Genomic DNA, 13,087 nt, shown 5'->3' on the forward strand with positions numbered 1-13,087 from the left:
CACGGTGGGGTGAGCCGGCCCCTCTGATGGCTTGTTCAAGCCATTCTCCAGGTCCATCGGCGACGCTCGGACGGTAGCCGAGGTGGTCGTGACACCTGGAGGACAACTGTGAGGGACAGCCGATGAAACGGGTCGTGATCACCGGTATCGGAGTGGTCGCCCCGGGCGGGGTGGGTACCAAGGAGTTCTGGTCGCTGCTCACCGCGGGCCGCACGGCGACCCGGGGCATCACCCTGTTCGACCCGGCCCAGTTCCGCTCCCGCATCGCCGCCGAGGTGGACTTCGTCCCCGAGGCGCACGGACTGGGCGCGGCCGAGACCGCGAGACTCGACCGGGCCGCCCAGTTCGCGGTGGTGAGTGCCCGGGAGGCGCTGGCGGACAGCGGTCTGGCCGGAGGGCTCGACCCGCTGCGGACCGGCGTCACCCTCGGCAGCGCCGTCGGCTGCACCACCGGGCTGGACGTCGAGTACGCGACGGTCAGCGAGAACGGCGCGCACTGGCTCGTCGACCACACACGGGCCGTCAGCCACCTCTTCGACTACTTCGTGCCCAGCTCCCTGGCCGCCGAGGTCGCCCACACGGTCGGCGCCCAGGGCCCGGTGTCACTGGTCTCGACGGGCTGCACCTCAGGCCTGGACTCGATCGGCCACGCGGTGGAGCTCATCCGCGAGGGCAGCGCCGACGTCATGGTCACCGGTGCCACCGAGGCGCCGATCTCGCCCATCAGCGTCGCCTGCTTCGACGCCATCAAGGCCACCAGCCCCCGCAACGACGACCCTTCCACGGCGTCCCGGCCCTTCGACCGCACGCGCAACGGGTTCGTGCTCGGCGAGGGTTCGGCGGTGCTGGTCGTCGAGGAGCTGGAGCACGCCCGACGGCGCGGTGCGCACGTCTACGCCGAGATCGCCGGCTTCGCCAGCCGCAGCAACGCCTACCACATGACCGGTCTGCGCGCGGACGGGAAGGAGATGGCGGAGGCCATCACCGCCGCCCTGGACGAGGCCCGGCTCACCCCCGGCGACATCGACTACATCAACGCCCACGGATCGGGCACCAAGCAGAACGACCGGCACGAGACGGCCGCGTTCAAACGCAGCCTCGGGGCGCGCGCCCACGAGGTGCCCGTCAGCTCCATCAAGTCGATGATCGGGCACTCGCTCGGCGCCATCGGCTCCCTGGAGGTGGCGGCCAGCGCCCTGGCCGTCGAGCACGACACCGTGCCGCCCACGGCCAACCTCCACGAACCCGACCCCGCCTGCGACCTGGACTACACCCCGCTCGTCGCCCGTGAACAGGTGACCGACGCGGTCCTCACGGTGGGCAGCGGCTTCGGCGGTTTCCAGAGCGCCATGGTCCTCACCCGCCCACACCTGGGAGCGAGCGCATGACGACCGGTATCTCCCCCACGACGGTCCGCACCGGCGTCGCCGTGGTCACCGGGGTCGGCGTCGCCGCCCCCAACGGGCTCGGGGCCGAGGCCTGGTGGGCCGCGGTGCTGCGCGGTGAGAGCGGCATCCGGCGCCTCACCCGGTTCGACGCCTCCGGATACCCGGCGCGGCTGGCGGGCGAGGTGCCCGGGTTCGTCGCCGAGGACCGGGTACCGAGCCGTCTGCTGGCCCAGACCGACCAGGTGACCCGGCTGTCGCTGGTGGCCGCGGAAGAGGCCCTGCGCGACGCCGGCGTCGACCCGGCCGAGCTGCCCGAGTACGCCGCCGGCGTGGTCACCGCCAGTTCGGCGGGCGGCTTCGAGTTCGGCCAGCGCGAACTTCAGGCGCTGTGGAGCAAGGGCGGCCAGTACGTCAGCGCGTACCAGTCCTTCGCCTGGTTCTACGCGGTCAACACCGGCCAGATCTCCATCCGGCACGGACTGCGCGGCGCCAGCGGCGTCCTGGTGACCGAGCAGGCCGGCGGGCTCGACGCCGTCGGGCAGGCCCGCCGCCAGCTCCGCAAGGGCTCCTCCCTCGTGGTCACCGGCGCGGTCGACTCCGCCCTGTGCCCGTGGGGCTGGACCGCACACCTCGCCGAGGGACGCGTCAGCCGGAGCGACGACCCCGGCCGGGCCTTCCTGCCGTTCTCCGCCGACGCCGGCGGATACGTCCCCGGTGAAGGGGGCGCCCTGCTGGTGCTGGAGGACGCCGAGGCCGCGCGGGCCCGCGACGCCCGGGTCTACGGGAAAGTCGCCGGGTACGCGTCCACCTTCGACCCGGCCCCGGCGGCCGGAGGAGGGACACGGCTCGGCGCCGCCGCCGAACTCGCCCTGGCGGACGCCGGGGTGCGGCCCGATCAGGTCGACGTGGTCTTCGCCGACGCCGCCGGTGAACGGGCGGCCGACCGCGCCGAGGCGGAGGTGCTCGCCGAACTGTTCGGGGAGCGCGGCGTGCCGGTGACCGCGCCGAAGAGCATGACGGGCCGCCTCGCCGCCGGGGGGTCCTCGCTGGACCTGGCCGCGGCCCTGTTCTCGGTAAGGGACCAGGTGATCCCCGCCACCGTCGGCACCGTGCGCCCCGCGGACGACTGCCCCCTGGACCTGGTGACCGGTGCGCCGCGCCGGGACGTCGAGGTCCGCACGGCGCTGGTGCTGGCGCGCGGGCGGGGCGGCTTCAACTCCGCCGCCGTGGTCCGCGCCTGAGCACACACCCGGGCCGTCACACCGTGACGACGCCCGGCCCCCGCAGAGAAGTCCGTACCGAAGGAAGAGGTTGACCGTGAAGCAGCTGCAACTCACCGACCTGACCACCCTGTTGCGCGAGTGCGCCGGCCAGGACGAGGGCGTGGACCTGGACGGGGACATCCTGGACGTCCCGTTCGTCGAACTGGGCTACGACTCCCTGGCGGTCCTCCAGACCACCGGGCGCATCGAGCGGGACTTCGATCTGATCCTGGACGAGGACGCCATCGACGAGGCCGAGACGCCGCGTGCCTACCTGGACCTGATCAACCGGGCGCTGTCCGAGCGCGCCGCCGTCTGAGCGGGGGAGTGATGACTGCTCCGAACCGCCGGCTCTTCGTCACCGGCACCATCGCCGCCGCGGCGACCGCCGGTGCCGCCGGCAACGCCGCCGTCGCGAACGCGGCGGCGCCCGAGGCCGCGGCGACCGGACCGAACGCCGTCGTGGTCGACCCGTCGGACCCGCGCTACGAGGACCTCGCCGTGCGCGGCAGCAACAAGCGGTTCTCCGCCCGCCCGGAAGCCTTCCACCTGGCGACCACCACGGACCAGGTGGTGCGGGCCGTGCAGCGGGCCGTACGGGACGGCAAGCACGTCGCCGTGCGCAGCGGCGGGCACTGCTACGAGAACTTCGTGGGCGACCCGTCCGTACGGCAGGTCATCGACCTGGCCGGGATGGACACCGTGCGCTGGGACGCGGCACGTTCGGCGTTCGAGGTGGGGGCCGGTGCCCGGCTCGCGGACGTGTACCGGACCCTGTACTACGGCTGGGGCGTGACGATCCCGGGCGGCGCCAGCGCGACCGTCGCCGCCGGCGGCCATGTGCAGGGCGGCGGCTACGGCGCCCTGTCCCGGCGCCACGGCATCTCGAGCGACCACCTCCAGGCGGTCGAGGTCGTGGTCGTGGACGCCTCCGGGCGGGCCCGTGCGGTCATCGCCACGCGCGACGCCCGCGACCCCCACCGGGAGCTGTGGTGGGCGCACACCGGTGCGGGGGGCGGCAACTTCGGTGTCGTCACCCGCTACTGGTTCCGCTCCCCCTCCGCCCGGGGCGGCGACCCGGCCGCGGCACTGCCGCGCCCCCCGGGCAGCGTGCTGGCCGCCAGCGTGATGTTCCCGCGCGAGGGCATGACCAAGAGCGCGTTCCGCGCCCTGGTCGGCAACCACGGGCGCTGGCACGAGCGCAACAGCGGCCCGCGCTCGCCGTACACCGGGCTGTTCAGCGGGCTGGTGCTGCTGGGCCGCCAGGCGCAGGACGACCAAGGGCTGAGCGCCATCGCGTTCACCCACCTGGACGCGACCCTGCCCCACGCGGAGAAGCTGCTGAAGGACCACGTCGACGCCCTCGGCGCCGGGGTGGGCGTCGAGGCGTACACCCCGCCGACGGAGACCCTCCCGTGGCTGTCGTCCGTCGAGGCGCTGGCCACGGCCCAGGACGCGGAGACCGGCCGCCAGAAGATCAAGTCGTCCTATCTGCGGCGCTCGTTCACCGACGAGCAGATCGACGTCCTGTACGACGTCCTGGGCAGCACCGAGCACACCAACGACACCAGCTCGGTGTCGATCCAGTCGTACGGCGGCAAGGTCAACACCGTCCACCCGGCGGCGACGGCGTCCGCGCAGCGCGACTCGGTGATGAAGGCGCTGTTCATGAACACCTGGCAGAACCCGGAGCACGACGCGGCGAACGTGGACTGGCTGCGCCGCCTCTACGCGGGTGTCTACCGGGACACCGGCGGTGTGCCGGCGCCGGGGGAGCGCAGCGACGGCTGCTTCATCAACTTCCCCGACGTCGACATGGCCGACCCGAAGTGGAACACCTCCGGGGTGCCCTGGCACACGCTGTACTACGGCGCCAACTACCGGCGGTTGCAGGCGGTCAAGGCCGTGTGGGACCCGAGGAACGTCTTCCACCACCCGCTGTCGGTGAAGGCGGCGCGCTGAGGCCGCGCACGGGCGAGCGGGCGGCCCCCGGATCCGGGGGCCGCCCGCTCGCCCGTGCGCGGGGCGCTCAACTCGTCGGGGCGGTGGCCGCGGTGCGTTCCATCACCGGCGCGTACAGGTTCGGCTCGCTGGTGCTCAGGGTGCGCAGGGCGGCGGCGTGCGGGACGAAGTCCGGGTGCGTGACGGCCGCCCGGAAGGACTCGGCGTCCGCCCACTCCGCGATGTTGACGTAGCTGCCCGGCTGCTCGCTGTGGCGCAGCAGCCGGTGGCTGAGAAATCCGGGGCGGTCCCGGAAGAAGGCCGAGGTGTCGTCGAAGAGCCGCTCGAACTCCTCGGCCGGGCCGGTGACCGTGAAGCGGTTGATGAAGGTGACCACGTGCTCCTCCGTGCCGGTGGGCGTGCGCTGACGTCCCGACGCTTCCGTCTGCCGCTCGAGCGGGACTCGAAGGCGGGCCGAGCGGCCGCCCCCACACTGCACAGCACGTCATCCATCTCTGCGGAAGGACATCCATGGGATCCGAATACGCGATCCTCGCCGAGAACCTGTGCAAGCGGTACGGCGAGGCGCCGGCCCTGAACGGGTTTCACCTGCGGGTGCGGGAAGGGACCGTCCACGGGCTGCTCGGGCCCAACGGCGCGGGCAAGACCACCGCGGTGCGCATCCTGTCCACGCTGGCCCGGCTGGACGAGGGCCGCGCCGAGGTCGCCGGGTTCGACGTGGTCCGCCGCAGCGCGCAGGTGCGGGCCAGGATCGGGTTGCTCGGACAGTACGCGGCGGTCGACGAGGTGCTCAGCGGCCGGCAGAACCTGGTGATGTTCGGCCGGCTCCACCACCTGGGCAAGCGGGCGGCGGGGGAGCGCGCGGACGCGCTGCTGGAGCAGTTCGGGCTCGCCGGTACGGGTGCCAAGCAGGTGAAGGACTACTCGGGCGGTATGCGGCGGCGCCTGGACCTGGCGGCCAGCCTGATCCTCGCCCCCCGGGTGCTGTTCCTCGACGAGCCGACGACCGGGCTGGACCCGCGCAGCCGCAACGAGGTGTGGGCGGCGGTGCGTTCACTGGTCGACGACGGCACGACGGTGCTGCTCACCACGCAGTACCTCGACGAGGCCGACCAGCTCGCCGACCGGATCTCGGTCATCGCGTCGCCGGGCGGCGCCGGCGGGCGGGTGATCGCCGAGGGCACGCCCGACGAACTGAAGTCGGCGATCGGCGGCGACCGGATCGACGTCACGGTCCGCAACTCCGCCGACCTCAGCACCGCGGCCGAGGTGCTGGCGCGGATCACCGGCCGGGACACCGACACCGACCCCGAGAGCCGGCGCGTGGGCGTGCCGGTCCAGGACCGGGTCGTCGCACTGACCGAGACCGTGCGCGCGCTGGGCGACGCGGGCGTGGCGGCCGAGGACATCGCGCTGCGCCGCCCGACCCTCGACGAGGTGTTCCTCCACCTCACGGGCGCGCGGCAGGACACCGACGACCCGGGGACCGAAGCGGTCCCCACCGACCGCGACGAGAACAAGGAAGAGGTGACGGTGTGACCACCGCAGCCCCGCAGCCCACGACCGGGACGGGCGGCGCCCGCTGGGCCCTGTCCGACTCCTGGGTCCTGACGGGCCGCTCCCTGGCCCACTGGGCCCGCAACCCCGCGCCGGTCGTCATCGGGCTGCTCTTCCCGATCATGATGGTGCTGATGTTCGGCTACCTGTTCGGCGGCGCGATGCAGGTGCCCGGAGGCGGCAGCTACCGCGAGTTCCTGGTGCCGGGCATGTTCGCCATGACGATGGTCTTCGGCATCGAGGTGACGATGCTCGCCGTGATCAGCGACGCAGCCAAGGGCGTCACCGACCGCTTCCGCGCCATGCCCACGTCCTCCGGCGCGGTGGTCACCGGCCGCAGCATCGCCGACATGCTCAACTCGGTCCTCGGGCTGACCGTGATGATCCTGTGCGGCCTGGCCGTCGGCTGGCGGGCGGACAACGGCACGGGCCGCGCCCTCGCGGCCGTCGGACTGCTCCTGCTGCTGCGCTTCGCCCTGCTGTGGGTGGGCATCTACCTCGGACTCGTCTTCACGGACACGGCCGCCGTGACCGCCGTGCAGACCCTGGTGTGGCCGCTGGGCTTCCTGTCCAACGCGTTCGTCTCGCCGGACACCATGCCGGGCTGGCTCGCCGCGGTCTCCGAGTGGAATCCGCTGTCGGCGACGGTGACGGCGGCCCGGCGGCTGTTCGGCAACCCCGGCTGGGACACCGGCACCTGGGCGTCGGATCAGGCCATGCTCATGGCCGTGATCTGGCCGCTGATCATTATCGCGGTCTTCTTCCCGCTGTCCGTGCGACGCTACCAGCGGCTCGGCCGCTGAAACCGGTCACGCCGGGCAGACGAAAGGACTCCAGAAGGACATGGCAGTGACGACAGGTGCGCGCACCGGCGACCTCACGCGGTGCGCCGTGCTGTTCGAGGCGGCCGACCCGCCCCGCGCCGGCAGAGTGGTGTTCTGGGACGCGCGGGGCGGCTTACCACCGGCCGGCGAGGATCCACAGGGGGACACCGGCGAGGCCGACGTCGTCGGCGTCGAGGACGGGGTGCCCGTCACCCGCACCGTCCCGGTCGTGCGCCTGCCGATCGCCGACGCCCTGCCCGTCCTCGCCCGCGCGGCCCGGCCCGAAGCCGAGCAGGTGCACCCGGCCGCCGCCTTCTGGGGCCGGGCGGCCGCGATCGCCCTGCACCTGGCGGCCCGCGAGCGACTGCTGCCGGGCGTCAGCACAGCCGGGCACGACGCCTGGCGCACCGGGCCCCTGGACCTGGACGACATCGGACGCGTACGCGACCTGGCGGCCGCCGCGCCGCCCGAGGCGTATGCCACCGCCCTGCCGGGCACGGCCGGTGCGGGTGCCCGGATGCCCGAACCCGAAGGCCTCGTACGGGCGTTCCTCGACGCCGTCGCCGACGCGCTGCCGCGCACCCCCGCCGCGCACGCGGCGACCGGCCGGGCGGCCTTCGCCGCCGTCGAACCCCAGCACGTGCCGCAACTGCGGGCCTGGGCCGAGGAGATCTCCGCGGGGCTCGACTCCGGGGTGCGGGTCTCGCTCCGGGTCGAGCTCACCGAAGGCACGGGCGGTGACGGCCCCGGAGCGCAGCCGCCCGGCCTGCGGCTCGTCCCGCGCGCCCACAGCCTCGCCGACCCGACCCTCGCGCTCGACGCGGGTGAGCTGTTCGAGAGCGCCGACCACGCGCTGGGCCCGCGCGCCCAGGCCGACACCGTGCTCGCCGTCCGCCGCGCCTCGGGCGTGTGGCCACCGCTGGAGCGCCTGCTGCCCGTGCCGCGCGCCCTGGACCTGTCCGACCGGGACGTCACCGACCTGCTGGGTGAGGGGGCCGGCCGGCTGCGGGCCCACGGCATCGACGTGTTGTGGCCCGAGGACGCCCACCGCGCGCCGACCGCCCGCGCCGTCGTCGGCGCCGATCTTCCGCCGCCCACCGACCTGCGTTCCTTCTTCGGCGGCGACGGCACGGTCGACCTGCGCTGGCAGCTCGACCTCGACGGCGATCCGCTGACCGAGGAGGAGACGGCGGCGATCGCCGCGGGCCGACCCCTGGTACGGCTGCGGGGCGGATGGATCCTCGTCGGCGCCGACCTCGCCCGCAAGGCACGCGACCGGCAGGTGGGCTCCCTCACCGCGATCGAGGCCCTCGCCGTCGCCCTGAGCGGACACGCACGGATCGGCACCGAGCAGGTTCCGGTCGCCCCCACCGCCTGGTTGCAGGCGCTGCGCGCCCGGCTGTCCGACCCGGACGGCGGCGACGAACCCGTCCGGCAGCCGGCCGCACTCACCGCCACACTGCGCGACTACCAGCTGCGCGGCCTGCGGTGGCTGGACCGGATGACCTCACTGGGCCTCGGCGGCTGCCTCGCCGACGACATGGGCCTGGGCAAGACCCTCCAGCTCATCGCGCTGCACCTGCTGCGCCGGGAAGCGGGCAGCCGCGGCCCCACGCTGGTCGTCTGCCCGGCCTCCCTGCTGGGCAACTGGCAGCGGGAGGTGGGCAGGTTCGCCCCCGGCACCGCCGTGCGCCGCTACCACGGCGCCGGGCGCACCCTGGACGGCGCCGACGACGGGTTCGTGCTGACGACGTACGGCACCATGCGCCTGGACGCCGGCCGACTGGCGGAGCACGCCTGGGACATGGTCGTCGCCGACGAGGCCCAGCACGTCAAGAACCCGCACTCGCGCACCGCGAAGGCGCTGCGCCTCATCCCCGCCGACGCCAAGGTCGCGCTCACCGGCACACCCGTGGAGAACAGCCTGTCCGAGCTGTGGGCGGTGCTGGACTGGACGACACCCGGACTGCTGGGCGGGTACGGGGAGTTCCGCCGGCGCTGGATGGCGCCGATCGAGGCGGAGCGCGCCGAGGGGGAACGGACCACGGCCACGCGCCTGGCCGGTCTCGTCCGCCCCTTCCTGCTGCGCCGCCGCAAGTCCGACCCGGGCATCGCACCCGAGCTGCCCCCCAAGACCGAGACGGACCGGCCGGTCGCGCTCACCGCCGAGCAGTCCTCCCTGTACCGCACGCAGGTACGGGAGGTGATGGCGCAGATCCGCGGCAGCGAGGGCATCGCCCGCAACGGACTCGTGCTGAAGCTGCTCACCGGCCTGAAGCAGATCTGCAACCACCCCGCCCAGTTCCTCAAGGAGGAGGGCACGGCGCTCACCCGGCGCTCCGGAAAGCTGGAGCTGCTCGACGAACTCCTCGGCACGATCACCGCCGAGGACGGCGCCGCGCTGGTGTTCACGCAGTACGTCGCCATGGCGCGGCTGCTCGAGCGGCACCTGCGGGAGCGGGGCGTGCCCGTGCAGCTCCTGCACGGCGGCACGCCCGTGCCCAAGCGCGAGGAACTGGTGCAGCGCTTCCAGGACGGGGAAGTGCCCGTCTTCCTGCTGTCGTTGAAGGCGGCGGGCACCGGGCTCAACCTCACCCGCGCCGATCACGTCGTGCACTACGACCGCTGGTGGAACCCCGCGGTGGAGGCCCAGGCGACGGACCGTGCGTACCGCATCGGCCAGACCCGGCCGGTCCAGGTCCACCGGCTGATCGCCGAGGGCACCGTCGAGGACCGGATCGCCGCGCTGCTGGAGTCCAAGAAGGAACTGGCCGACGCGGTGCTGGGCACGGGCGAGCAGGCACTGACGGAGCTGACGAACGACGAGCTGGCCAACCTGGTCGAGCTGAGGAGCGAGTGATGGGCGAGGCACAGGGGAGCGGTGCACGGGGCTTTCCCGCCTTCGCGGCACGCAAGGGCGGGCGCGCCCGCGGCCAGTCCTTCTGGGGCAAGGCGTGGACCGAGGCCGTGGAGGACACCTGGCCCGAGGAGGAGTCGCTGAAGGGCGGGCGGGCCTTCGCACGCACCGGGCGGATCGGTCCCGTCACCGTCAGCCCGGGGCGCATCGCCGCGGAGGTGTACGGAGGTGAGAGCGCGTACACCACCGTGGTCACGCTCACGGAGCTGGACGCGGGGGAGTGGGAGCTGCTCTGGGAGAAGGCCGCCGACCGGACCGGCGTCGCGGAGGGACTGCTCGCCGGCGAGCTGCCGGAGGACTTCCTGGAGGCCGTCGAGGACGCCCGGGTGCGGATGCTCCCCGGATACGGCGACCTGGACGCGGACTGCGACTGCGACGCGCTGGAGCACCCGTGCGCGCATGCCACGGCACTGTGCTACCAGATGGCGTGGCTGCTGGACGCGGAGCCGTGGCTGCTGCCGCTCGTCAGGGGCAGGGACCTCGACGAAGCCCTGGAGGAACTGAAGTCGGAGCTGCTGCTGCGGGCGATGGCGGGCACGGACGACGACGGACCGGACCACGAGGACGGCGACGACGAGCGCGCCGCCGGGGGCAGCGGGCCGGCGGAAGAGGCCGCGGCCGGTCCGCCGCCCGGCGTCGACCCCGTCGCGGCATGGGCCCGGGGCGACGTGCCGCTGCCCGCTCCGCCGCCGCTGCCCGCCGCCCCGGCCGGCACCGACGAGCCCGTCACCGGCATCGAGGCCGACCCGCTGGAGCACCTGGTCGCCGACGCGGCGGTGCGGGCCCGGGGCCTGCTCGCCTACGCCCTCGGGCTGACCGCGCAGCCCCCGCCGCCGCTCGACCAGTGGCAGGACACCGTGCGGATCGCCGCCACGCACCCCGATCCGAGGGTGCCGGAGCGGCTGCGCGTCAGCTGCGGCCGACCACCCCGGGAGCTGGACCGTGCGGTCGAGGCCTGGCGCACCGGCGGAGCGGCCGGGCTGGAGGTGCTGGAGCACACCTGGTCACCGTCCGCCCAGGAGACCGCCCGGGCCCGGGCGGCCCTCTCGGCGGGCTGGGAGGCGGACGAGCTGCCCGGCCTGGACATCCGCGACAACCACTGGACCCTGGCCGGACAGGGCGTCCAGCTGCGCCTAGGGCGCGACGGACGGTGGTACCCCTACCGCGACGAGTCGGGCACCTGGTGGCCCGCGGGTGAGCCGCACGGCGACCCGGCGGACGCGCTGGTGGAACTGACCGGCGGCTGAGCGCCGCACGGCCCGAGGGGCCGCGTCACCTGTCCGGTGACGCGGCCCCTCGGCGTTCGGCGGGACCCGGTCGCGGGCGGCGAAGTGCAGCGGGGCTCCATCCATCCTCCAGACGGCGCAACCACCATCAGAACCCGCAGGAGTGCAAGGGCGAACCGGGGGAGGGGCCGTGAGCGCAGGCGCGGGTGGGACACAGGGCCGGCACGGGCTGCTCGACGGCATCGTCGGGCAGGCACGCCGGACGCCGCGGGCGCCCGCCCTGGTGTGGCGGGACGAGGAGATCAGCTACGGCACGCTGCTGCACCTCGCGGCACGGGAGCGCGGCCGCATCGCGCACCTGCCGGGCGACGAACCGGTCGCGGTACCCGCCGTCAAGTCGCCCGCCACGATCGCGCTGGTCCTGGCCTGCCTGCTGGAGCGGCGGCCGGTGCTGCTGCCCGCCGCGACGCTCGGCCCGGAGGCGGTCGACCGGCTGCACCAGCAGGCCGGCGTCCAGGAGGTGCTGCGGCCGTGTGCCACCGATGCGTCCGGGCCGCGGGCCGACCCGCCCGCACACCCCGCGCCGCCCACCGGCCGGCCCGCCCTGCTGCTGACCACCTCCGGCTCCACCGGCCTGCCGAAGATCGTCCCGCTGCACCCGGACGCCCTCGACGCCTTCACCGGCTGGGCCGGCGCCGCCTTCGGCATCGCACCGGGCACCACCGTCCTCAACTACGCGCCGCTCAACTTCGACCTCTGCCTGCTCGACGTGTGGACCACCCTCGCCCACGGCGGCCGTGTCGTCCTCGTCGACCCCGACCACGCGCTGGACGGCGCGCGGCTGCTCGGCCTGCTCCGGCGGCACGAGGTGCACGTCGTGCAGGCCGTGCCCATGCTCTTCCGGCTGCTGGCCGACGCGGCGGACGCCACCGGGACGTCCCTGCCCGCCGTGCGCCACGCCATGTTCACCGGCGACGCCATCCCCGGGCCGCTGCTCGGCCGGCTGCCCGGCCTGCTGCCCGGAGCCCGGCTGCACAACGTCTACGGCTGCACCGAGACCAACGACAGCTTCCTCCACGAGGTCGACCCCGATGCCCCTGTGACGACGCCCCTCCCTCTCGGCGCCCCGCTGCCCGGAGTCCAGGCGCTCGTCGTCTCGGCCGAAGGCGCTGTGCTCGCGGGTCCCGGCACGGGCGAACTGCTCGTCTCCACACCGTTCCAGACGCGCGGCTACCTCGGTGCCGCCGCCGCCCGGCAGGTGCTCGTACCGCACCCCGAACGCGACGACGGGCGGCGCTACTTCCGCAGCGGCGACCTGGTGCGCAGGCACCCGGACGGCTCCCTGACCCTGGAGGGCCGCACCGACCACCAGGTCAAGGTGCGGGGAGTGCGGGTCAACACCCAGGAGGTGGAGCACCTCCTGCTCGGCCACCGCGAGGTGACCGAGGCGGCCGTCCTCGCCCTGCCCGACCCCGTCGCCGGCCGCCTGCTGCACGCGGTCGTCCGCCGTGCCCCGGGCTCGGGCCTCAACAGCCTGACGCTGCGCGGGCACCTCGCCCGCCGGCTGCCCCGGGCAGCGGTCCCCAGCGTGCTGCGGATCACCGACGACGCGCTGTCCCGCACCTCCACCGGCAAGGTCGACCGAGACCGGGTCGCTTCGGCCCACTTCACCAAGGAGAACTGACATGCAGTACGTTCAGGCCGTCCGGGCGTTCGTCGTCGAGGAGTTCCTGCCCGACGTAGCCGCCCACGAACTGGCCGACGACTACGACCTCATGGCGGGCGGCGTCATCGACAGCCTCGGACTGCTCAAGGTGATCGCCTGGCTGGAGGACCGCTACGGCGTCGACACCGACGCCGTCGACCTCGACCCGGAGTCCTTCACCTCCGTCGCGGCGATCGCCGCTTTCCTCGCGGACGCGCCGCGCGAGCACGCGGGGGCCGCGTAGCC

Annotated in this window: 11 protein-coding genes; 10 read left to right on the top strand and 1 reads right to left on the bottom strand. The window is 74.1% G+C overall.

Features of this window, described 5'->3' with window-relative positions:
- Positions 1–122: 122 nt before the first annotated feature.
- From ACZ6ZN_RS30330 to ACZ6ZN_RS30345, 4 genes are all read left to right on the top strand, one after another.
- On the top strand, positions 123–1,388 hold the full coding sequence (locus ACZ6ZN_RS30330; RefSeq protein WP_469651174.1) for a beta-ketoacyl-[acyl-carrier-protein] synthase family protein: 1,266 nt from the start codon (positions 123–125) through the stop codon (positions 1,386–1,388).
- Positions 1,385–2,629 carry a ketosynthase chain-length factor gene (locus ACZ6ZN_RS30335; RefSeq protein WP_469651176.1) on the top strand — a complete coding sequence of 415 codons (1,245 nt, stop codon included), beginning with the start codon at positions 1,385–1,387 and terminating at the stop codon, positions 2,627–2,629. The genes ACZ6ZN_RS30330 and ACZ6ZN_RS30335 overlap by 4 nt, the downstream gene beginning before the upstream one ends.
- Positions 2,630–2,705: 76 nt before the next feature.
- Positions 2,706–2,969 carry an acyl carrier protein gene (locus ACZ6ZN_RS30340; RefSeq protein ID WP_398111878.1) on the top strand — a complete coding sequence of 88 codons (264 nt, stop codon included), beginning with the start codon at positions 2,706–2,708 and terminating at the stop codon, positions 2,967–2,969.
- Positions 2,970–2,980: 11 nt separating this feature from the next.
- A complete protein-coding gene (locus ACZ6ZN_RS30345) occupies positions 2,981–4,612 on the top strand; it encodes an FAD-binding oxidoreductase (protein ID WP_469651178.1) in 1,632 nt (543 codons plus the stop codon).
- Positions 4,613–4,679: 67 nt separating this feature from the next.
- Here the strand turns inward: ACZ6ZN_RS30345 and ACZ6ZN_RS30350 are convergent, their stop codons facing one another.
- Positions 4,680–4,988 (bottom strand): antibiotic biosynthesis monooxygenase family protein, encoded by a 309-nt coding sequence (locus ACZ6ZN_RS30350; RefSeq protein ID WP_398111875.1) that lies wholly within the window; start codon positions 4,986–4,988, stop codon positions 4,680–4,682.
- 134 nt (positions 4,989–5,122) lie between these two features.
- Between ACZ6ZN_RS30350 and ACZ6ZN_RS30355 the strand changes: the two genes are divergently transcribed.
- The 6 genes from ACZ6ZN_RS30355 (at position 5,123) to ACZ6ZN_RS30380 (ending at position 13,085) form a co-directional block, all read left to right on the top strand.
- Entirely contained in the window at positions 5,123–6,151 is a 1,029-nt protein-coding gene (locus tag ACZ6ZN_RS30355) for an ATP-binding cassette domain-containing protein (RefSeq protein ID WP_398111874.1), read from the top strand.
- The gene (locus ACZ6ZN_RS30360; protein WP_398111872.1) at positions 6,148–6,972 is read left to right on the top strand and encodes an ABC transporter permease; all 825 of its coding nucleotides are present in this window, start codon (positions 6,148–6,150) and stop codon (positions 6,970–6,972) included. The genes ACZ6ZN_RS30355 and ACZ6ZN_RS30360 overlap by 4 nt, the downstream gene beginning before the upstream one ends.
- A gap of 40 nt (positions 6,973–7,012) precedes the next feature.
- The gene (locus ACZ6ZN_RS30365) at positions 7,013–9,853 is read left to right on the top strand and encodes a DEAD/DEAH box helicase (protein ID WP_469651181.1); all 2,841 of its coding nucleotides are present in this window, start codon (positions 7,013–7,015) and stop codon (positions 9,851–9,853) included.
- Positions 9,853–11,157, top strand: a complete 1,305-nt coding sequence (locus ACZ6ZN_RS30370) for an SWIM zinc finger family protein (protein ID WP_469651183.1) — start codon at positions 9,853–9,855, stop codon at positions 11,155–11,157. The genes ACZ6ZN_RS30365 and ACZ6ZN_RS30370 overlap by 1 nt, the downstream gene beginning before the upstream one ends.
- 169 nt (positions 11,158–11,326) lie before the next feature.
- A complete protein-coding gene (locus ACZ6ZN_RS30375) occupies positions 11,327–12,820 on the top strand; it encodes an AMP-binding protein (RefSeq protein ID WP_469651185.1) in 1,494 nt (497 codons plus the stop codon).
- Between the two features lies 1 nt (position 12,821).
- Positions 12,822–13,085 (top strand): acyl carrier protein, encoded by a 264-nt coding sequence (locus tag ACZ6ZN_RS30380; protein ID WP_398111868.1) that lies wholly within the window; start codon positions 12,822–12,824, stop codon positions 13,083–13,085.
- Positions 13,086–13,087 lie beyond the last annotated feature (2 nt).

Source organism: Streptomyces sp. NPDC053665, assembly GCF_055585285.1.